Below are 20,168 nucleotides of genomic sequence, written 5' to 3'. Positions count from 1 at the left end.
TTAGGCTTAAAATCGTTCAAATTTGGATTCCCCTCATCACGAAAGTGGTGAGGGGAATTTTTTTATAGGTTTTGTACTGCGAGTGTTGCTACGCGGAACGCTTTACGAGGCAGAAGTGCTTTTTACCGCGTTGCAGTAACCAATATTGATCAAACAGTGGGAAGCTTAAACTCGGGTTATCAGCCGCCACTTTTTCACCGTTTACACTGATGGCGTTGTTGCTGATGTGTTCGCGTGCAACACGCTTCGAACTTGCTAAGCCCGACTCAATCAACAGCTCAACCAAATCTTGTTGTGTGCTCTCAATGCTTGGTAAACCATCCAACTCCAACTGTTTTAATTCACCCAAACTCAGTTGTTGCACATTACCGCTGAATAAAGCTTGAGTGATACGCTCGGCACTGGCTAGGCCTTCTTCGCCATGAACAAATCGCGTCATTTCTTCAGCGAGAATACGTTGTGCTTGTGGCTTACCTTGGCTTGCTTGGTCTTGCGCTTCAATGCTGGCAATTTCTTCGCAGCTCAAGAATGTGTAGTAACGCAAGAAGTGGTAAACGTCGGCGTCTTCTGCGCCAAGCCAGAACTGGTAGAACGCGTAAGGAGAGGTTTTGCTAGGATCTAGCCATACTGCACCGCCTTCGGTTTTGCCAAATTTGGTGCCATCGGATTTGGTGATCAGCGGCAGAGTTAAGCCAAATACTTGCTCACCATTTTGACGGCGAGTTAAATCGATCCCGCTGACGATGTTTCCCCATTGGTCATTGCCACCGATTTGCAAACGGCAACCGTATCGACGGTTTAGCTCGGCAAAATCGTACGATTGCAGTAGGGCGTAGCTAAATTCGGTGAAGGAGATACCTTGGTCAGGTCGTTGCAGGCGTTGTTTTACCGATTCTCGGTTGACCATAGTATTGATTGAGAAGTGCTTACCCACATCGCGGAAGAAGTCGATCACATTGATCGCTTTCATCCAGTCAGCGTTGTTCACCATGATCATCGGCTTGGCCAGTTGGTGATTCATCAACTGCTGAATTTGATTAGAAAGATCGTTAACCCAGCCTGAGACGATTTCCTCTGAGTTCAGACTGCGCTCAGTCGCTTTAAAGCTTGGGTCGCCAATCATGCCCGTTGCACCGCCAATCAAGGCAACAGCTTGGTGTCCGGCATCTTGAAAGCGCTTAAGCATAATCAAAGGCACGAGGTGGCCGATATGTAAGCTGCCAGCTGTAGGATCGAAGCCGCAGTAAACGGTTTGTGGCTGTGAGAGAAGTGTCTGAATTTCTTCCAAATCGCTGGCTTGTGCAATCAAGCCGCGATCTTGTAAATCTTGCAGTAATGGTGTCGTCATTCTTTTTGTCTGTTTTAGTGGTTGTTACATTCAGACTAAAACGCGACACCTTTTCTCGATATATCCCTTAAGGGACAGTTTTTTATCTTGAATGGAGAATGAGGTGATTGAGGAAAAGCTGGAATAACTCACTCAATGAAGACACATTTAATTGCGAGTAAATTCGCTTTCGATGATTTTTGACCGTGCCTTGAACTAAGTGTAACCGCGCGGCAATTTCTTTGGTGTCAAACCCTTGAGCGAGAAGCGAAGCCACCTCTTGTTCGCGACGGGTGAGTGATTCTACGCCAAACGTTGCTAAAGCTTGCTCAATGGCTAATCGCATACTGCCAGAATAAGCACTCTGTGCAAAAACAGGCTCAGAAAAGGTAAATTCCGTTTGTTTCCAATGCTGCTGACAAAGCGACTGAATTATCGGGAAATAGGGCTTTAGCTTATTGATTTGTTGCTGAGAAAAGTATTTTACATCAGTCATATATCCGAAGTACAGCATGACCCAACGGCCAGATTCAACTTCGACTAGCATGCTAAGTTCGTCTTTCCACCCTGTTTGATGATAGAACTGCTCGCAGTATGAGGTGAAGTCAACGCCTTTACGCGCCACGTCTTTGAGCGTAAATACGCCTTGTTGCTTTGTCTCGTTTAGTTTGAGAAAAAAAGGGTCATTTTGAAATGAGTCAGTAAGGTAGCGTTGAAAAAGTAACTCTCGCTCGTTCTCAATTGAGTCGTAGAGATAAATAGGATGTTTACCTTCTCGGTAACCTAAAATAACTGCGCAATCAAAATGAAAAAGAGTGCGAATGACACGCATAAGTTTAGGAGTAAAGTTAGGCGTGTTAAGAGCAGAAATTGCTTCTGCTAGCAGATTATTAAAGTTATTGTCAGGCATGGGATACCGAATTGCAGGTGGTTTTGCGCAAGCATAACCAAAAGCAATCCAACGAGAAAGGGAAGTCGCCATCTTCTGGTGACTTCCATAGAGAAAGTTGCGTAAGTGCTCAGTTTTGAGGAATCATATCCCCGTTAACTTATTGATAAGGGTGCATAACAACGGTTTTATTTAAGCGATTAGTTGCTATGCATTACTGCGAGTTAGTGAGCTCTTCGTTAACCCAATATTTAGAACCAGACACGTTAGCATCGATGAGCAAACCTTTAGCGTTCAACTGATAGACGGCGACGCCGCTGTTAAATTGTTTTGAAAGTTGCTCTGAATCTTCGCCCGCAACAGCAGAGGCTTCACTTGTGGCCTCCCATCCTTCGTTGACGAACGTATCAAAGTCTTCTTTGCTCTCAAACAGAACCACTTGTTGGTAAAATTTGCCGCCAGCCCCAAGTGCAACGCCCAAACCAAACATATTCATATAAGTGCGTTCTTCTGTTTCCTTATTCACTGCGACTCCTGACCCTGAGTTGGTGTGAAACAGCAAAGATAATTTACGAGAATCAAAGACCGCGTAGCCGTACGCGTTGTCGTAAATAGCTTTTGCCTCCGGCTTTTCATTAAATAACTTGAGCAAAGCGCTATCTGCCATTAAGTCCACGGCTTGGCGAGCTTCTTCTGGCGTATCGCCTTCCATCAGCTCATCAATTTTTTTGTCGGCAGCATCTATCCATTCTTTGCTTTTCTCGATGCTGGCTTCTGTCCATTCGCCTGCGGTATTGATCGCTTCCTCGGACCAGTTCGTGAAATCTTGCCACGCTTGTTTTGAAAACGCTTTGGTGTCGTCCCAAGCATCTTGTGCAGTATCAGAAACTGCGTCGCCAAGCTCAGACATTTTATTGGAAATTTCATCCCAATCGGCATAAGCAGGGGATGCCAGGAGCATCAATGTAGTAAGGAGTGCGATAGGCTTTTTCATCAAATTCTCTCTGGAGTTATCGATATACCATTCATTTTAGGTCATCAGACTTTGATAATGAAATTGACTAAATGACGAACTTGAGAGAGGAATCACGAACTGATTGTGAAATGACGTGTGAATAACAAAGCCCTCACAAGTGGAGTGTGAGGGCTAGAGTTTATCGTGTGTTACTTGCTGCTAACTTTACCGAGTTTTAACCAAGTATCGATAACCGTATCTGGGTTTAGTGATACAGAGCTAATACCTTGATCCATTAGCCATTCCGCTAGGTCGTCGTGGTCTGATGGGCCTTGACCACAAATACCAACGTATTTGCCTGCTTTTGTTGCCGCATCAATCGCCATCTGAAGCATCACCTTAACCGCTGGGTTGCGCTCATCAAATAGATGTGCAACATCGCCAGAGTCACGATCAAGTCCAAGCGTTAGCTGAGTCATGTCGTTTGAGCCAATCGAGAAGCCATCAAAGTACTTCAAGAACTCATCGGCAAGGACCGCGTTGGATGGCAGTTCGCACATCATGATGACTTTAAGACCCTGATCGCCACGGCGCAGATCAAACTTCGCTAGCAAATCAATCACTGATGCTGCTTCGCTTGGTGTACGCACAAATGGGATCATGATTTCAACGTTTTTCAGACCCATTTCGTTACGAACGCGTTTGATTGCTTGAGTTTCTAGCTCGAAGCAGTCTTCAAACACTGGAGAAATGTAACGAGACGCGCCACGGAAGCCAAGCATTGGGTTTTCTTCATGCGGTTCGTAGGCTTTACCGCCAACCAAGTTGCTGTATTCGTTAGACTTAAAGTCAGACATACGAACAATAACACGTTTCGGCCAAAATGCCGCAGCAATGGTTGCGATACCTTCTGTCAGCTTGCTTACGTAGAAATCGATAGGATCTTTGTAACCACGAATACGCTGAGTGATTTCTGCTTTTAGCTCATCGCTTTGTGCATCAAAGTTAAGTAATGCTTTCGGGTGGATACCAATCATCTTATTGATGATGAATTCAAGACGAGCAAGACCAACACCTTCATTTGGAATTTGTGCGAAGTCAAACGCGCGATCAGGGTTACCCACGTTCATCATCACTTTTGTTGGTAGCAGTGGCAGTTCATCAACAGAAGAGCGTTTTACATCAAATTCAAGTTCACCTTGGTAAACGTAGCCCGTTTCACCTTCAGAACAAGATACTGTCACGGTTGCACCATCGGTTAACTTGCTTGTCGCATCGCCACAGCCAACGATTGCAGGAATACCAAGCTCACGAGCGATGATGGCAGCGTGACAAGTACGGCCACCACGGTTGGTTACGATTGCAGATGCTTTTTTCATCACTGGTTCCCAATCTGGGTCAGTCATGTCTGTAACTAGCACGTCACCTTCTTGGACTAAAGACATTTGGTCCAGAGAGTCAACCAAGCGAACCACGCCTTTACCGATGCGCTGACCGATTGCACGACCTTCAACCAAAACATCCGCTTTGTTTTGTAGCTCGTAGCGCTCAATCACGTTTTGTTCCGTTTGTGAACATACGGTTTCAGGACGCGCTTGAACAATGTACAGCTTGCCATCAATGCCATCTTTTGCCCATTCAATGTCCATTGGACGCTGATAGTGCTTTTCGATGATCATTGCTTGTTTTGCGAGCTCTTTGATCTCGTCGTCGTTCAATGAGAACGTGTTGCGCTCTTCATCAGAAGTATCAACGATATCAACTTGTTTGCCGATTTCTTGGTTATCTGAGTAGATCATTTTGATCAACTTAGAACCAAATGTTTTCTTAACGATTGGGTGTTCGCCTGCTTCAAGCATTGGCTTGTGAACGTAGAACTCGTCAGGGTTTACTGCACCTTGAACGACCATCTCGCCTAGACCCCATGAAGAGGTGATGAAGACAACTTGGTCGAAACCCGATTCAGTGTCTAGTGTAAACATAACACCCGACGAGGCTTTATCTGAACGCACCATACGTTGGATACCCGCAGATAGCGAGATGCCACGGTGGTCGAACCCTTGGTGAACGCGGTAAGAAATCGCACGGTCGTTAAATAGAGAAGCGTAAACGTGCTTAGTTGCTTCTAGTACTGCGTCGATGCCTTTCACGTTCAAAAACGTTTCTTGCTGACCAGCAAAAGAAGCATCAGGTAGGTCTTCTGCCGTAGCAGATGAACGAACTGCGACTGAAAGCTCAGGATTGCCTTCGATCAGTTCTTGGTAATTTTCACGAATTTCTTGTTCAAGGTCCGCAGGGAAAGGGGCCTCTAATACCCATTGACGAATGTTTGCACCTGTCTTACGCAGAGCTTCTACATCTTCAACGTCTAGTTCATCGAGTAATTGGTGAATACGCTCATCCAAACCTTCGTGGTCAAGGAATTGGTTAAACGCGTATGAGGTTGTCGCAAAACCATTTGGTACAGAAACGCCTGCGTTTGCTAGGTTAGAAACCATTTCGCCAAGTGAAGCATTCTTACCGCCGACTTTGTCGACATCATCCATGGATAGGCCATTGAACCAGAGGGTGTTCTTTTGCATGTCTTTCTCCAGAAACATTGCAGCTTAGTAGGGGGACTTAAATCGATCTAAACAATCGCATGTTGGCTGTTATTACACGTTGACCATACATTGCTTCATTTAGATTGATATCAAAGGCAAACGATTACGTTCTGGCTGAAAAAAATTCAAAAGAATTTTTAAAGCTGTGGTGAACCTAACTGAAAGCCAAACTGATTTATTAATATTATGTGTACCATCCTACTCAAAAGATTTTGAAAAATTAAACAGAAATGCAAATAAATAACCAAAGTCGTGATGTGTTCTATGTTTCTGACGGTACGGCGATAACATGTGAGACATTAGGGCATGTTGTTCTCGGTCAATTTCCGTTCATTCCTAACGAAAAAACCTTTCCGTTTGTAGAAAGCCAGGACAAAGCTACTGACGTAGTCAAAGAAATTGAAACTTCCTACCAGCGCAATGGCGTCAAACCTCTGGTCTTTTTCTCAATTGTCGTTCCAGAAGTACGTGAAATGCTGCTTGAAGCGCCGGCATACAGTTACGATGTTTTGGAAAGCATTGTGCAGAAAGTGCAAGACGACATTCAGATGGCACCAAAGCCTAAGTTGCAGCGTTCTCGCAGCGTGGGGAAAGATTCCGATACCTATTTCGACCGTATTGCGGCCATTGAATATACATTGGCGCATGATGATGGCATTACGCTAAAAGGGTTGGAGCAAGCTGATATCATCTTACTTGGCGTGTCGCGCAGTGGAAAAACGCCGACTAGCTTGTATATGGCGATGCAATTTGGTTTACGTGTTGTGAACTATCCGTTTATTGCGGAAGATGTGAAGATGATGCGTTTGTTACCTGAGTTTGAGATCCATCGTCATAAGTTGTTTGGGCTGACGATCGATCCCGAGCGCTTGACTGAAATCCGTGAGAATCGTTTGTCTGGAAGTGATTACGCTAGCACAGAGCAGTGCAAGCTGGAGCTAGACACTGTTGAGGCGTTGTTTAGAAGAGAGGCGATCCCATATATCAATACGTCCTCTCTGTCTGTTGAGGAAATTACTACGCGTATTCTGGAAAAAGCAGGAATGAAGCGTCGCTTGTTTGGCTAACAAGAGACGCTCATGTCGCTATGTGTAAGAGGAGGTAAGGTGTGTACCTCCTCTATCAAATGAACCTTAGACAGAATTAATAGTATTGGAACATCTTTTGGATGTCTTGATAGTTTTTGGTCTGAGTTAGTGACAGCATCAGTAAGATACGTGCTTTTTGTGGGTTCAATGTACCAGCGGCAACAAAGCCGTATTTGTTGTCATCAATTTCAGCATCCAAAGTGGTTGAGCCGCTAGGCGTTCGGGAGCTTCTTACAACAACAACGCCATCTTTACTCGCTTTCTCTAGCTCATCAAACACAGTGTGGTACAAGTTACCATTACCGACACCAGCACTTACGATGCCGTCAAACTTCGCATCCACAAAGGCTTTCACTGGCAAATTGGAGGCATTTGCATAGTTATAAACAATACCGACCTTAGGCAACTTAGTAAGCTTTGATACATCGAATGGGGTTTCTGTCGTATGTTTACGCTCTGGGCTTCGTTGATATTTGGCATCGCTATTATGAATGTAGCCGATAGCACCAAAGTTGGGTGACTGGAAAGTGCTGACGGAGGTTGTATTGGTTTTTGTCACATCTCGCGCATCGAAAATCGTGTCATTCATTGCGACTAGCACGCCACGTCCTTCTGAATCTTCATCGGTGGCTGTTACGACTGCATTGTATAAGTTGACTGGTCCATCAGCACTCATTGCGGTGGAAGGACGCATTGCACCAACGATCACGACAGGCTTTGTGCTCTTGACGGTCAGATCAAGGAAGTAAGCGGTTTCCTCTAACGTATCCGTACCATGAGTAATGACGATGCCGTCAACATCATCTTGAGCGAGTAGCTCATTAACTCTTTTCGATAATTTTAGCCACACTTCATCATTCATATCTTGTGAACCGATACTGACCACTTGCTCTCCAGAAATATCGGCAATGTTGGTCATACTCGGCACCGCAGAAATCAATGATTCAACGCCGACTTTACCTGCTGTGTAGTTTGACTCGGTTGCAGATTGACCTGCGCCTGCTATGGTGCCGCCAGTGGCAAGAATTTTAATGTTCGGAAGATCGGATTGCGCGAAAGACAAAGAACTAAGGCACAAACCAAGGGTTATCGTACTGAGGCGGAAAAGATTTTTCGTCATGGGAATCACCTGCTGTTAGGTTGGATGTTGGGGAACTCATCTATCCTAAAAACAGCGGGTTAGATTTTTTGAGTACTAGTTCAACAAATTGCAGATGAAGATCGTGATCAACTAATCACTTAAAGAATATCAAATCAACCAGTTAACCTAATTGACGTGCTTCTTTAACAAGTGAGATGTGCTAGTAACGTGCACAACGTGTTAAGCCCTATAATTTATTGATTTATAAATAAAGGCGGTAGGAGTCTCGTGATGAGGTTACTAAATATGAATTTAGCCGTGTAATTTTCCAAAGTTTACAGTGTAAAAAAAAGCGGCTTTACCCCGGAACAGATAAAAGCCGCTTGCCAATGATGTGTTAATTCACATCTTATCGCATAATCATTTGTTCACGACCAGGACCCACAGACACCATTTTTACTGGTACGCCCATGAGTTCCTCAATGCGTAGAACGTATTTCTGTGCTGCTACTGGAAGCTCTTCAAACTTACGACAACCTGTGATGTCCTCGCTCCAGCTTTCCATCTTTTCGTAGATTGGCGCAAGAGAGGCAGTTTGAGGCCAGATTGGGTTTTCGCTGTGGTCGCCTTCGTAGCCAACACAGATTTTCAGATCGTTAAGGCCAGTCAAACAGTCTACTTTCGTTAGTGCAATTTCAGTTGCGGCTTGCAGTTCAACGCCATTTTTCGTAGCGACTGCGTCGAAGTAGCCCATGTCGCGTGGACGACCCGTAGTTGCACCGAACTCGCCAGCAAGTTCGCGGAAAGCGTCTTGCTCTTCCATTGCAGTGATCAACGTACCAGTACCCACTGATGAGCTGAAGGCTTTTGCAACCGCAATAACGCGTTCAGGACGAAGTGCCGGAAGGCCACTACCGATACCCGCGTACATTGATACAACGTTAGAAGATGTTGTCCAAGGGTACTCACCGTAAACAAGGTCACGACCCGCGCCAAGCTGCGCTTCGAACAATAGAGTTTTGTCTTTCGCTTGTAGTTCTTTTAGAGGAAGCGTTATGTTGCAAATTGAATCGCGCCAAGGTGCAGAGACTTCTAGCAGCCAGTTCGCCAGTTCTTCAGCGGTTTGTTCAAACTCGAACGTCGGGTAAAGTGCACGCAGTTGCGGCAGTTTCCAATCCATCATGAATTGAAGGCGTTCAACCAATACTTCTGGTTGCTTCAACCAACCAACTAGGATGCCTTTCTTCATTACGCGATCACCGTACGCAGGTGCAATACCTTGGCGAGTTGAACCGTATGCTTTGTCGCCTAAACGTTGTTCTTCTAGCGCATCTTCTAGTGCGTGTAGAGGTAGACACAGTGTTGCGCGATCAGAGATGCACATATTCACTTTTACGCCCGCTTCTTCAACTTCCGCAATCTCCTGAGACAGCAACGCAGGGCTGATAACCATACCCGGACCTAACACTGCCAAACAGTCAGGGTTGAATACGCCACTTGGAAGCTGGTGCAGCTTGAACGTACCTAGATCGTTAACCACGGTGTGACCCGCGTTGTTACCACCCTGGAAACGAATGCTCGCAGAAGCTTGCTCTGCCAAAAAGTCAACGATGCGGCCTTTGCCTTCATCACCCCAGTTTGCACCCACAACAACGATAGACGACATAATTTAATCTCCAAAAACAGATGCAAAAATCTTAAGGTGTTCGCCATAATAAGAGAAATTAATTATACTCATTAACTTGATAAGAATCTCATATAGGAATTGGCAATGTTAGATTTGAACTGGCTGCGAACCTTCGTAACTCTTGCAGAGGTAAAACACTTTGGTAAAACAGCGACGGAACTGCACATGACGCAGCCGAACGTAAGTTTGCATATCAAGCAGTTGGAGCAAGCCACGCGCACGAAATTGATTGAGCGAAATCCTGTGCAGTTGACGCAAGCGGGGAAGCGTTTGTTAGCTACGGCGCAGCGGATGCTCAATGAGCTGCAAATTTGTCAGTCAGATCTCAATGCCATCAACGATCTTACGCAGGGGACGCTTTCTATTGCGGCGAGCGATATTGTTTCACGTTTACTGCTTATCAAACCATTTCAGCAATTCAAAAGTGAATATCCGGGGATCGACTTGGCATTGTTCAACACCACATCTTCTCAAGCGGTGGATTTGGTGAAAAGTGCACGTGCCGATATCGGCTTTGTTATCGCACAAAAAGAGAGTCAACCGCTGCATTTTACGCCTCTCACGCAGATTCACTGGTGTGCGTTTGGCGATAACATTTTTGAGTGGCAAGACAATCGAAAAGAGAGCCAGACGCTGATCCTGCTAGGGCACGATACTCGAACCCGAGAGCTGATTGATGCGTCTTTACCTGAACTAAATCTGCCTAAGCATCGCGTGATGGAAGTGGGCAGTGTGGAAGCACAAATCGACTGGGCGGAAGCGGGGTTTGGGACTGCTATTGTGCCGGATTTCTCGCTCGATCCGAGATTAAAGCTTTCCCGAGAAGTTACGCCTTTGCCAAGTTTTCCAAACACTGATTTCGGCTACATCGTGCGTCAAAATCAGGTGTTATCCAAAGCGGCAAAACAGTTGTTGGCTTGGGTTGGCGAGAATGTGTCGGTGGTTGAGGGCTAAGGCGATGAAAGAAAAGGCCATGAAAGAAACGAAGATTACGATTTCGCTCCCATCCTTGATTCACCGTATTGGGGGCGACCATGCCAAGCGAGCGAAAACACTCGCAGCAGAAAAACAGTGCGATCTTAAGCGAATTAGACGATCTCGTCACTGGCAAATCTCAGGCGAGGCTTTGGATGTAAAAGCGTTTTTAGAGCTTCTCAAAAACGAAGAAGCAGAGACGATGCGATTTGCGATCAACAAAATCGAACAAGCTCTACTTGCTCACCAAGACAAATTGGAACCTTTGGACGTGAAGTTGATACGTTTGGTGAGACAAAACCCAAACATCACCTTAGCGGAGCTGATGGCTGAAACGAACTGCACGTTAGTTCAAGCTCGCACGGCACGATTTGATGCTGAGTTGCTTTAAGATCGGTTTGTGGTTTACTCACTTTATTAACAGATGTTAGGGTACCGATCAAAATCACTCACTAAGACCATTTTATTATGGATATTTGGCAGCTTCTCCTTTTTATTCCTGCTTGCTTCGCTCTAAATATGGCTCCAGGCCCAAACAATTTATTGGCAATGAATAATGCGCGTTGTTACGGCTTTAGGGCCGCGTTTACGGCCAGTTTAGGCAGAATTGCTGCTTTTTCAGCGATGATTGCGTTGTCTGCATCAGGTCTGGCTGTGATTTTGTATACGTCAGAAATGCTATTTTTGGCAATAAAGTTAGTAGGGGCGCTGTATCTACTGTGGATTGCGTTCAACCTTTGGCGTTCAGAGTCCAGTCCGATCTCTGACTTGGACAATTCGCGCAATTACGCAGGACTTGCGAAGCAAGAATTTACGCTTGCTGCTGGCAACCCGAAAGCGATACTTATTTTTACTGCATTCTTGCCGCAATTTGTTGATGCCAATGCCAACGTTCAAGAGCAGTTTTTTGCCCTTGGCTCGACGTTTTTGATATTAGAAATGGTCGCCATTTCAATCTATGCCATCTTTGGTTTGTACTTGAGACACTGGTTTTCAAATCCCAAAATGGCGAAACGTTTCAATCGCGGATGTTCGTTGTTTTTAGCCGCATCAGGGGCGAATTTGCTACTAAGTAAGCAATAACAACACATCATCTCTGTAGATTATTTTTCTATAAAAAGAGCCGCTGATGTTACATCAGCGGCTCTTTTCGTTGATGCATCGATTATTTATTGTTACCACATCAAATCGTCAGGCACGACGAAATCTGCGTATGGGTCGTCTTCTGCTGGAATGTCCGATTCAGATTCTTTTTGTTCGATGATGACGGACTCATCACGTTGAGCAATTTTATTCGCTACTCCACGTGGAATGACAACATAGCTTTCACCAACAATTGCGATTGCCAAAATACCTTTAATCAACTGCTCGCGGATAAGTGAATCTACATAAAGAGATTTCACTAGCGTACCGTGAGTGAAGTTGTATTTGATGTCGCCATCTTTTAAGTCGATCTTGTTCATCTCAATCAATTGATTGATCTGCGCTTTGATCTCTTTGTTTAATCGCTCAGCATTTTGCTGCTCGCTCAATTGTTTATCACGCTCTAACTGTTGGCGTTTATTCTCTTCAACCGCCGCTTTTACTTCGCGTGCTTGAACGCGTGATTTTTTAGAGCCTTTCTTCGCTTTCTTTAGTTTCTTTTCATTAACTAAGCCAGCTTTCAGCATTTGTTCTTGAAGGGTAAGTTTTGCCATGTTTTATCCAGTTAGTGCGCAATTTTGGGCATTTTACCCACTATTGCCACTTGTAGTAAATAATAGTGCTTTCTATGGGTCTAAAATGTTTGGTTGGCTTGTTATCTCTTTAATGGAAAGTGCAAAGCGGGCCTTCTCCAAAGCCCGCGAGCATTACTGAAATCTAGGTGGGTTATGGCTGCCACTGTTTAGATGTGACGAGGTTATCCATCACTTTGTTTACCGCTTGATGCGCTTTGTCGACAATGGTGTCTATATCGTTGCGATTCGCGATAAGCGGTGGAGCAAAACCGAGGATGTCACCATGTGGCATAGCGCGAGCGATTAAGCCTTGCTCTAAACAGGCTGCCGCGATTTGCGGACCTACTTTCAAGTTTGGATCAAAGTGTGCTCGGCGTAGTTTGTCTGAAGAAAACTCCAACGCATGCAACAAGCCAACGCCACGAGTATCACCGACCAATGGATGATCGTTAAACGTCTTCGCCATACGTTGCTGCAAGTAAGCGCCGACTTCGGCTGCGTTTTGCACCAGGCCTTCACGTTCAATGATATCGAGGTTGCAGTTCGCGGCTGCCGCTCCCATTGGGTGACCAGAGTAGGTATAACCGTGTCCGATAGCGCCCCATTGGTCGGTGCCGTTTTCTAGCACACTCCAAACTCGTTCACCGACGATCACGCCAGACAGCGGTTGATACGCCGAAGTTAATCCTTTCGCTACCGTGATGAGATCTGGTTTCATGTCGTAGTGCAGTGAGCCAAAATCGGAGCCGAGGCGACCAAAGCCACACACCACTTCATCCGCAATCAAGAGTACATCGTATTTGTCGAGTACTTTGCGAATCGCCTGCCAGTACCCTGCTGGTGGTGGCACAATACCGCCAGTACCGAGCACTGGTTCTGCAATCATTGCTGCTACCGTTTCTGGGCCTTCTTCCAAGATCATCGCTTCGAGTTGATCTGCGCAATATTGAGAGAATTCAAGCTCAGACATACTCTCGTCTTCACGGCGATAATAATATGGCGCGATGGTGTGTTTGATACGCTCAAGTGGTAAATCAAAATGGGCGTGGAACAGCGGCAAACCTGTCATTGAACCGGACGCGATACTTGAACCATGGTAGCCGCGGTCACGCGAAATGATTTTTTTCTTCTCTGGTAGACCACGAGCATTGTTGTAATACCACACCAACTTAAGTTGAGTTTCGTTCGCGTCGCTGCCTGACATGCCGTAGTAAACTTTGCTCATGCCTTCAGGCGCCATTTTGATGATGCGATCTGACAGTGTCACGAGCGCTTCGTTCGTATGGCCGACGTAAGTGTGGTAGTACGCCAGTTCTTTGGCTTGCTCATAAATCGCATCGGCCATTTCGGTCCTGCCATAGCCAATGTTCACACAATACAACCCGGCAAAGCCGTCTATCAGCTCGATGCCTTCTGAATCGGTGATGCGTATTCCGCTTCCGCTCGAGATAATTCTTCCCGGAAGCTCCCCGGCCGCATACTGCTTCAGGTGGGTTGAGGCATGAAATACTCTCTGACGATCGATCTCTAAAAGTTGTTGGGTTTTGTTACTCATGATCCTTCTCCTCGAATAATTGGATATCCATATTTCGTGTCTCAACTGCCACTGACGGTTGGTAAAGCGCCTAAGCAGCAGTATTTGATTTCACTGTATTCTTCAAATCCGTGACGGCTTCCTTCTCGTCCAAGACCAGACTGTTTCACGCCGCCGAATGGGATAGGGTGCCCTGTCATTTTGACGGAGTTCACGCTCACCATGCCAAACTCCAAACCGCGCATGCAGTGCCAAATTTGGTGAATATCGTGACCATAAACATAGGCAGCTAAGCCGTACTCAGTGTCGTTGCTCATTTCAATCACGGTATCTAAGTCTTGGTAAGGCAATACGCCTGCCACAGGACAAAAATTCTCTTCGCGATACACCGCCATTTCTGGGGTTACATCGGCTAGCAATGTCGGCGCGAAGAAGTTTTCGCCTGGTACGGGCTGGTGGTATCCCGCTACCAATCGCGCGCCTTTGTCGAGCGCGTCACGCACCAAATCATGCGCTTTATCCACCGCAGTGCGATTAATAAGCGGTCCCATGGTGGTTTTTTCGTCTAAGCCATTGCCCAAAACGATGTGGCTCATTTCTTTGGCAAACGCTTCCAAAAACGCTTCGTACTTATCGTCAGGGACGAATATACGGTTTGCGGCCAAGCAGTCTTGTCCTGCGGTTTGAAACTTCGCATCCACGGCGGCTTTGGCTGCTTGCTCGACATCCATATCTGGCAGCACGATGAAAGGGGCGTTACCACCGAGCTCCATACTGCACTTCTTCACGGTTTGTGCCGCGTCGCGTAGCAATAGTTTGCCTACTCGAGTTGAGCCTGTGAACGAGAGCGCTTTGACTTTATCGGAGTGACACAAGGCTTGTGACACCATCACCGCATCGCCAGTGATCACGTTAAAGACACCAGGTGGAAAGCCAGCTCGGTCTGCTAACTCTGCCAACGCTAACGCAGAAAAAGGCGTTTCACTGGCGGGCTTAATGAGCACCGGACAGCCTATTGCTAGTGCGGCAGCGGCTTTGCGTGTGATCATGGCATTAGGAAAGTTCCATGGCGTAATCAGTGCTGCGACACCAATCGGCTCGCGCACGGTTGATAGCTGCGCATTCGGAATATGACTTGGGATGGTTTCACCATAGCTGCGGCGTGCTTCTTCGGCAAACCAACGAACAAAGGATGCGCCGTAGTCAATCTCACCTACAGCATCACCTAGTGTTTTTCCTTGCTCCATCACCATCAAATGAGCAAGATCTTGCTTTGATTCTAGAATCAGGTCGTGCCAACGCATGAGAATTTCAGCGCGCTCTTCTGCTTGCATTTTTCGCCATTGACGAAAGGCTTGGTCGGCTTCATCAATCGCTTGATAGAGTTGTTGCTGAGATAGCTTAGTGATGTAACCGATGACCGTGCCATCTGCTGGATTATCCACCGGATGAAATTGATCACCACTTACCCATTTGCCATTCACGTACGCTAAACCTCTCACCAAACGTACGTCTTTCATTATCGCCATCATGTCGTGCGAGGCTTTTAATTCTTCAGCGTGTAAGCTGTGCAGTGCTGTCATGAGTCCTTCTCCCAGCATCGTTGTCCATAATGAAACTGTAATGGAGAAGTGACCGAAATAATTTCTGATACCGAGGTTTAAAACGTCAGAACTTTCTTTTTAGTGCCGTTAAATATGGTGTTTTTTCTGTTCACGCCTGATACGCATTTTCCCTTTTATAACAAAGCGTTTTGGTTTACTTCGAATGTGCCCGCATCACGTTTGATTGTTTTTGTCACAATGTAAGTAAAGTAGCGCTCAATGCCCACATCTGAGTCTAACCAGTTGTCGATAAGCCGCTGATATTGGTCGATATCTTCTGACTGAATTTTAAGGATGTAATCGATACCACCGCCCGTGGCATAGCAATCAGTGACTTCTGGTGAATGTTGAACCAGTTGCTCGAAGCGTTTGAACGCTTGGGCGTTGTGTTCTTTGAGCGTAACTTCAACCATAACCGACGTTCGTTTGAACAAAATATCGGTATTTACTTTTGCTCCGTAACCTTCAATGATGCCTGCTTCTTCCAGTTTTTTGACGCGCTCCCAGCAAGGGCTCACGGATAGGTTGATGGCCTCGGCAAGGTGAGATTTGGTGATACGACCATTATCATGAAGTATTTGTAGAATTTTTACGTCGTAGCGATCGAGGCGCATTATGAGTCTCCCTGTTGAATACTAATCATTTCATAAAGGCTGATGACTGGTCGCTGTTATAAGGTGCTTTCCAGTTTGCTTCTGGTATGCCATTTGTTTTGATTTCTTTAGTTGGCTTTTCAATCAGCCTATCTCGCCGCAGTCTTCGGCTATAACTGCGATAGTGTCACCGATATTCACCATAGCAGGAAAACGACGTGCCGCGAAAATACCATTGCGCTGTGACTTGTACTCAACGGGGGCGGTACCTGTGCGCTCGGTCGAGAAGATTCTCACTAATACATCTCCCTTTTTGACGGTATCGCCAAGATCAAATAAGTATTCTGTGATGCCGTGGTGCTGGCTTTGCACATAACAACTTGCATCAGGCATATCTAATAACTTAGTTGGTTGGGTTGGTTGTTCGTAGTCACCGGGCAAGTTGCCTGAGAAGCGTAAGAAGTTGCGAATGCCACGGTCGGAATAAGCGATGGTTTCTGGAGTGCTGGTTCCGCCTCCTCTTAGTTCGGTGGTAACAAAGATTTTTCCCTGAGACTCCACGGCAGTGTCATACAGGCTGGTGGCGTCCATTTCGAGCAAGATCATGGTGTAAGGTGCGCCAAACAGTTTTGCACCTAATATGCAGGCTTCTTCTTGATCGAGATTGTCGAGACGATGGGCAGCGGCGAACGGCACGATATCTAACGTTTTACCACCTGAGTGAATGTCTAACGCAAAATCGCACTTAGGAACTAGGTAACGAGTAAAATAATCCGCAATTTTCTCGGTCACTGTGCCTATGGGGTTGCCGGGAAAGCTGCGATTTAAATTCCCTTTATCGATAAACGACGTACGTGAGGCATTTTGTACCGCAGGTAAGTTCATCATGGGTACAATAATGACACGACCTTGGATTTGATCTGCCTGAAGCGAGTTCGTCAATTTTAGCAGGCTGGTGATGCCTTCGTATTCGTCTCCGTGATTACCGCCAGTAAGCAGTGCGGTTGGTCCGTGACCATTTTTGATCACGGTGATAGGTATCATAATACTGCCCCAAGCGGAGTCGTCATGTGAATAGGGCAGCGTTAAAAAGCCGTGCTGTACACCTTCTCGGTCAAAGTCTATGGTGGCTGTGATCGAGCTTTTTTGCATATCAAGTCCTTTTAGTTCTCAGACCTGGCTCAACAGAGCTTAAGGTTTGAAAAATTAGTGTTTAACAAATAAGTGGCGTGGAAAATCACACAATGTTTTTGCTCCATCATGGGTAATGACGATACTTTCCGTTGTTTCTAACCCCCAATCTTTGAACCACAGCCCCGGCATAAAATGGAATGTCATACCTTCTCTCAAGATGGTTTTATCGGTGTCTCGCAAACTCATGGTTCGTTCCCCCCAATCTGGCGGGTAGCTCAAACCTATTGGATAGCCACAACGGGCGCCTTCGCGTGAGAATCCTGCTTTATCGAGAACCTGGTTTAGTGCATTGGCGATGTCGGCGCAGGTATTTCCGGGCTTTGCCACTTTCAAGCCTGCTTCAAGCCCTAAAGTTAGGGCTTCGTCGGCTCGTTTAAACTTGTCGTCAGGCTCGCCAAGAAAAATAGTGCGAGAGAGTGGACAATGGTAACGGCGGTGCGCCCCTGCAATTTCAAAAAACGTCCCTTCGCCTTTCTTGAAGGGTCTGTCATCCCAAGTCAGGTGAGGTGCGGAAGCATCAGAACCTGATGGCAAAAGCGGCACAATCGCGGTGTAATCGCCAAAGTGGTCTTCATGCCCGAGCACGGCTTGACGGTTAATCTCGGCAACAAGGTGGTGTTTCGGTAATCCTGGTTCAATCATGTCGAACGCGACACGGTGCATGTTTTCAACAATGCGAGCGGCACGGTACATGTATGCCAGTTCTTGATCGGATTTAACGGCGCGGCACCAGTTGACTAGTCCGGTTGCATCGAGAAGTTGAGCATTCGGTAGGTGCGTAGTGAGTGATTCGTAAGCGGTGGCGCTAAAGTAATAGTTATCTTTTTCTACACCGATACGACCACGATCCCAAAGGCGCGGAGACAGTACGGCTTCGACCAGGAAATCCATCGGGTGTAGCGGCGGATTCATTACATAATGGTCTGGATAGTAGGTGATGTTTTCTGCCGACATATACGCAGTCCTGTATGCTCCGTTGGCATCTTGGCAGCGTCCAAACCAAACGGGTTCATCAGATGGACCAACAACGACACATTGTGGCACGTAAAAAGACCACCCATCATAGCCTGTCAGCCACGCCATGTTAGAAGGGTCATGAATGATAAGGACATCCAATTCTCTTTCTTCCATCGATTGCCGAACTTTCGTTAACCGATCCTGGAACTCATCCAGTGTAAAATGCAAAGCAACGCCTCTCATATTTTCTCCTTGTTAGAAATCCGACGCCTTATGGGCCTTCGGAGACGCTGAGGTATTTCTACCTTCTACCAGCTAGCCAGATCTGCGTTAAAAATGATTGCAATTTACCTCTGGGGTTGTATTTGGATTAAACGATGCTGTTTAACATGTTTGTTTAACCCATACATTTCATGTCAATCATTACAATTGTGGTTTATTTTTGTGCATTTCACCTCGTTTTGTGAGTTAAAGTTCGCCATTTGTTAAATGGAAGTTACAATGAGCGTTAAAAATGAATCAATTAAAATATTGTGTCATGACAATTTCTTTGAACCCGATCATTCGGCCAGGCACCGCTAAATACATCTCCATTGGTAACTATCTTGTCGAATGTGTCCGCAGTGGTTATCTAAAACCGGGAACTCGATTACCCACACATCGTGAGTTTGCAGAGCAAATTGGCGTCAGCGTACAAACGGTGAGCCATGCATATGGTTATGCAGAGAAAAAAGGGGCGATCGAGTCTTGGGTTGGGAATGGTACTTTTGTCAAATCAGGTTTTGTGGATGAAAGTACGGACACGGAGTTCATGCTGACACAAGAGATGAAAGAAACGCCGGATGAAATTGATATGTCGATTGCACATCCAGTGGTGACCGATCGCCACATTACGCTTTTTAATCAGGCGTTAATGGAGATTGCTGGGCAAACAAACAATCGTGGTTTGATCAGTAAAGCAAAGCCGGTAACAGGTCAGCCTCATCATATTGAGTCAGGAGTACGATTTCTAAGTAGCCAAGGGCTGGATGTGGGTGCCGATCAAATATTACTCACAAATGGTGCATGCCATGGTTTAACGTTGGCTTTAAGCACAGTTGTTGAACACGGTGATTTAGTTGCTTGTGGTCACTTGGTTGATCATGGCTTGATCTCTCGCTCGAGAATGCTTGGATTTAAGTTGCAACCACTTGAAATGGATGAGTTTGGTATAACGCCGGATGCATTTGAATGGGCATGTAAACACAAACCAATCAAGGTATTGTGTTGCACACCGAGCATGGCTAACCCGACTAGTGCGCATATGGATGTTGCACGCCGAGAGGCGATAGCGAATATTGCGCAGCAATACGACATCTATGTCATTGAAGATGACGTGTATGGAGCACTAGAACCTAACCGTGTCCCACCCCTTGCCACATTGTTACCCGAACAAGCTTTCTATGTCACCAGTTTAACCAAAGTTGTAGCGCCAGGCATGCGCACTGGCTATCTGACGGTCCCACGTCATTTTCTGCAGCACGCGATTGGTCGTTTAGCGGCTACGAGTTGGTCTGCGACTCCATTACCATTTGAAGTCGCTCATTTGTGGATCGAAAACGGTACGTTAAATCGACTTATTCGCTTTCAAGTCAATGAGTTTGCTAAGCGACAGCGAATAGCAAAAGCCGCTTTAGAAGGGCATGTTTATAGCTCGCACCCGAATGGACAGCATATTTGGTTGAGACTACCCGAGCAGTGGAATAGCGATGACCTGGTTGCTTCGGCTAAGCGTTCAGGGGTGCAGATCACGGGATACAAACCGTTTGTTCTCGATACTAATCAGCCAATGCCTTACGTGCGAATCAGTTTGGGAGCAGAAACAAACCGAGGCTACATCAAACACGGGTTATCTGTGATTGCTGAAATTCTCGATACCAACCCTCCCACCTCACACTTTTTAGTTTGAGCGATAGGTTATTTA

17 protein-coding genes are annotated in these 20,168 nt (G+C 46.1%); 5 read left to right on the top strand and 12 right to left on the bottom strand.

Annotation, left to right across the window (positions count from 1 at the left end; all coding sequences use genetic code 11):
• Positions 1-88: 88 nt before the first annotated feature.
• The 4 genes from tyrS to ppsA form a co-directional block, all read right to left on the bottom strand.
• A complete protein-coding gene (gene tyrS, locus R7P35_RS06555; protein ID WP_213879745.1) occupies positions 89-1,348 on the bottom strand; it encodes a tyrosine--tRNA ligase in 1,260 nt (419 codons plus the stop codon).
• Positions 1,349-1,430: 82 nt separating this feature from the next.
• Positions 1,431-2,237 carry a response regulator transcription factor gene (locus R7P35_RS06550; protein ID WP_213879862.1) on the bottom strand — a complete coding sequence of 269 codons (807 nt, stop codon included), beginning with the start codon at positions 2,235-2,237 and terminating at the stop codon, positions 1,431-1,433.
• A 193-nt stretch (positions 2,238-2,430) separates the two neighbouring features.
• Positions 2,431-3,210, bottom strand: coding sequence for a hypothetical protein (locus R7P35_RS06545; RefSeq protein WP_005373824.1), 780 nt, complete (start codon positions 3,208-3,210; stop codon positions 2,431-2,433).
• Positions 3,211-3,380: 170 nt separating this feature from the next.
• Positions 3,381-5,753 (bottom strand): phosphoenolpyruvate synthase, encoded by a 2,373-nt coding sequence (gene ppsA / locus R7P35_RS06540; RefSeq protein ID WP_005373822.1) that lies wholly within the window; start codon positions 5,751-5,753, stop codon positions 3,381-3,383.
• Between the two features lie 251 nt (positions 5,754-6,004).
• Between ppsA and R7P35_RS06535 the strand changes: the two genes are divergently transcribed.
• The gene (locus tag R7P35_RS06535; protein WP_005373820.1) at positions 6,005-6,841 is read left to right on the top strand and encodes a pyruvate, water dikinase regulatory protein; all 837 of its coding nucleotides are present in this window, start codon (positions 6,005-6,007) and stop codon (positions 6,839-6,841) included.
• A 76-nt stretch (positions 6,842-6,917) separates the two neighbouring features.
• On the opposite strand, the gene ansB is transcribed toward R7P35_RS06535, so the two are convergent.
• Both ansB and R7P35_RS06525 read right to left on the bottom strand, forming a co-directional pair.
• A complete protein-coding gene (gene ansB / locus R7P35_RS06530) occupies positions 6,918-7,982 on the bottom strand; it encodes an L-asparaginase 2 (RefSeq protein WP_213879749.1) in 1,065 nt (354 codons plus the stop codon).
• 370 nt (positions 7,983-8,352) lie between these two features.
• Entirely contained in the window at positions 8,353-9,609 is a 1,257-nt protein-coding gene (locus R7P35_RS06525; protein WP_213879751.1) for an adenylosuccinate synthase, read from the bottom strand.
• A gap of 105 nt (positions 9,610-9,714) precedes the next feature.
• Between R7P35_RS06525 and R7P35_RS06520 the strand changes: the two genes are divergently transcribed.
• From R7P35_RS06520 to R7P35_RS06510, 3 genes are all read left to right on the top strand, one after another.
• Positions 9,715-10,584 carry a LysR family transcriptional regulator gene (locus tag R7P35_RS06520; protein ID WP_005373812.1) on the top strand — a complete coding sequence of 290 codons (870 nt, stop codon included), beginning with the start codon at positions 9,715-9,717 and terminating at the stop codon, positions 10,582-10,584.
• Positions 10,585-10,603: 19 nt separating this feature from the next.
• A complete protein-coding gene (locus tag R7P35_RS06515) occupies positions 10,604-10,996 on the top strand; it encodes a ribosome recycling factor family protein (RefSeq protein ID WP_054577722.1) in 393 nt (130 codons plus the stop codon).
• Positions 10,997-11,073: 77 nt separating this feature from the next.
• On the top strand, positions 11,074-11,688 hold the full coding sequence (locus R7P35_RS06510; protein WP_017633575.1) for a LysE family translocator: 615 nt from the start codon (positions 11,074-11,076) through the stop codon (positions 11,686-11,688).
• A gap of 92 nt (positions 11,689-11,780) precedes the next feature.
• On the opposite strand, the gene R7P35_RS06505 is transcribed toward R7P35_RS06510, so the two are convergent.
• The 6 genes from R7P35_RS06505 to doeA form a co-directional block, all read right to left on the bottom strand.
• Complete coding sequence (locus R7P35_RS06505) at positions 11,781-12,302, bottom strand: DUF2058 domain-containing protein (RefSeq protein ID WP_186585493.1); 522 nt, start codon at positions 12,300-12,302, stop codon at positions 11,781-11,783.
• A 172-nt stretch (positions 12,303-12,474) separates the two neighbouring features.
• A complete protein-coding gene (locus tag R7P35_RS06500) occupies positions 12,475-13,878 on the bottom strand; it encodes an aspartate aminotransferase family protein (protein ID WP_318091882.1) in 1,404 nt (467 codons plus the stop codon).
• A gap of 41 nt (positions 13,879-13,919) precedes the next feature.
• Complete coding sequence (locus R7P35_RS06495) at positions 13,920-15,440, bottom strand: NAD-dependent succinate-semialdehyde dehydrogenase (RefSeq protein WP_258624620.1); 1,521 nt, start codon at positions 15,438-15,440, stop codon at positions 13,920-13,922.
• Between the two features lie 155 nt (positions 15,441-15,595).
• Positions 15,596-16,075 carry an Lrp/AsnC family transcriptional regulator gene (locus tag R7P35_RS06490; RefSeq protein WP_005387046.1) on the bottom strand — a complete coding sequence of 160 codons (480 nt, stop codon included), beginning with the start codon at positions 16,073-16,075 and terminating at the stop codon, positions 15,596-15,598.
• Between the two features lie 123 nt (positions 16,076-16,198).
• Complete coding sequence (gene doeB, locus R7P35_RS06485) at positions 16,199-17,206, bottom strand: N(2)-acetyl-L-2,4-diaminobutanoate deacetylase DoeB (RefSeq protein ID WP_005373782.1); 1,008 nt, start codon at positions 17,204-17,206, stop codon at positions 16,199-16,201.
• A 54-nt stretch (positions 17,207-17,260) separates the two neighbouring features.
• Entirely contained in the window at positions 17,261-18,448 is a 1,188-nt protein-coding gene (doeA, locus tag R7P35_RS06480; protein WP_086047530.1) for an ectoine hydrolase DoeA, read from the bottom strand.
• A gap of 271 nt (positions 18,449-18,719) precedes the next feature.
• Here doeA and R7P35_RS06475 point away from each other — a divergent pair, with 271 nt between their 5' ends.
• Positions 18,720-20,153: a PLP-dependent aminotransferase family protein gene (locus R7P35_RS06475; protein ID WP_080996177.1), complete on the top strand. Its 1,434-nt coding sequence runs from the start codon at positions 18,720-18,722 to the stop codon at positions 20,151-20,153.
• Positions 20,154-20,168: the final 15 nt, after the last annotated feature.

The organism is Vibrio sp. Vb0304 (genome assembly GCF_033338995.1).
Taxonomy (GTDB): Bacteria; Pseudomonadota; Gammaproteobacteria; order Enterobacterales; family Vibrionaceae; genus Vibrio; species Vibrio alginolyticus.
Note: the sequence above shows the minus strand (reverse complement) of the source record. Positions and strands in the feature narration are given on the sequence as shown.

Bases quoted from the DNA above. Each gene is read 5' to 3' on its own strand.
- tyrS (WP_213879745.1), bottom strand. From the start codon at position 1,348: ATGACGACACCATTACTGCAAGATTTACAAGATCGCGGCTTGATTGCA.
- R7P35_RS06550 (WP_213879862.1), bottom strand. From the start codon at position 2,237: ATGCCTGACAATAACTTTAATAATCTGCTAGCAGAAGCAATTTCTGCT.
- R7P35_RS06545 (WP_005373824.1), bottom strand. From the start codon at position 3,210: ATGAAAAAGCCTATCGCACTCCTTACTACATTGATGCTCCTGGCATCC.
- ppsA (WP_005373822.1), bottom strand. From the start codon at position 5,753: ATGCAAAAGAACACCCTCTGGTTCAATGGCCTATCCATGGATGATGTC.
- R7P35_RS06535 (WP_005373820.1), top strand. From the start codon at position 6,005: ATGCAAATAAATAACCAAAGTCGTGATGTGTTCTATGTTTCTGACGGT.
- ansB (WP_213879749.1), bottom strand. From the start codon at position 7,982: ATGACGAAAAATCTTTTCCGCCTCAGTACGATAACCCTTGGTTTGTGC.
- R7P35_RS06525 (WP_213879751.1), bottom strand. From the start codon at position 9,609: ATGTCGTCTATCGTTGTTGTGGGTGCAAACTGGGGTGATGAAGGCAAA.
- R7P35_RS06520 (WP_005373812.1), top strand. From the start codon at position 9,715: ATGTTAGATTTGAACTGGCTGCGAACCTTCGTAACTCTTGCAGAGGTA.
- R7P35_RS06515 (WP_054577722.1), top strand. From the start codon at position 10,604: ATGAAAGAAACGAAGATTACGATTTCGCTCCCATCCTTGATTCACCGT.
- R7P35_RS06510 (WP_017633575.1), top strand. From the start codon at position 11,074: ATGGATATTTGGCAGCTTCTCCTTTTTATTCCTGCTTGCTTCGCTCTA.
- R7P35_RS06505 (WP_186585493.1), bottom strand. From the start codon at position 12,302: ATGGCAAAACTTACCCTTCAAGAACAAATGCTGAAAGCTGGCTTAGTT.
- R7P35_RS06500 (WP_318091882.1), bottom strand. From the start codon at position 13,878: ATGAGTAACAAAACCCAACAACTTTTAGAGATCGATCGTCAGAGAGTA.
- R7P35_RS06495 (WP_258624620.1), bottom strand. From the start codon at position 15,440: ATGACAGCACTGCACAGCTTACACGCTGAAGAATTAAAAGCCTCGCAC.
- R7P35_RS06490 (WP_005387046.1), bottom strand. From the start codon at position 16,075: ATGCGCCTCGATCGCTACGACGTAAAAATTCTACAAATACTTCATGAT.
- doeB (WP_005373782.1), bottom strand. From the start codon at position 17,206: ATGCAAAAAAGCTCGATCACAGCCACCATAGACTTTGACCGAGAAGGT.
- doeA (WP_086047530.1), bottom strand. From the start codon at position 18,448: ATGAGAGGCGTTGCTTTGCATTTTACACTGGATGAGTTCCAGGATCGG.
- R7P35_RS06475 (WP_080996177.1), top strand. From the start codon at position 18,720: ATGAATCAATTAAAATATTGTGTCATGACAATTTCTTTGAACCCGATC.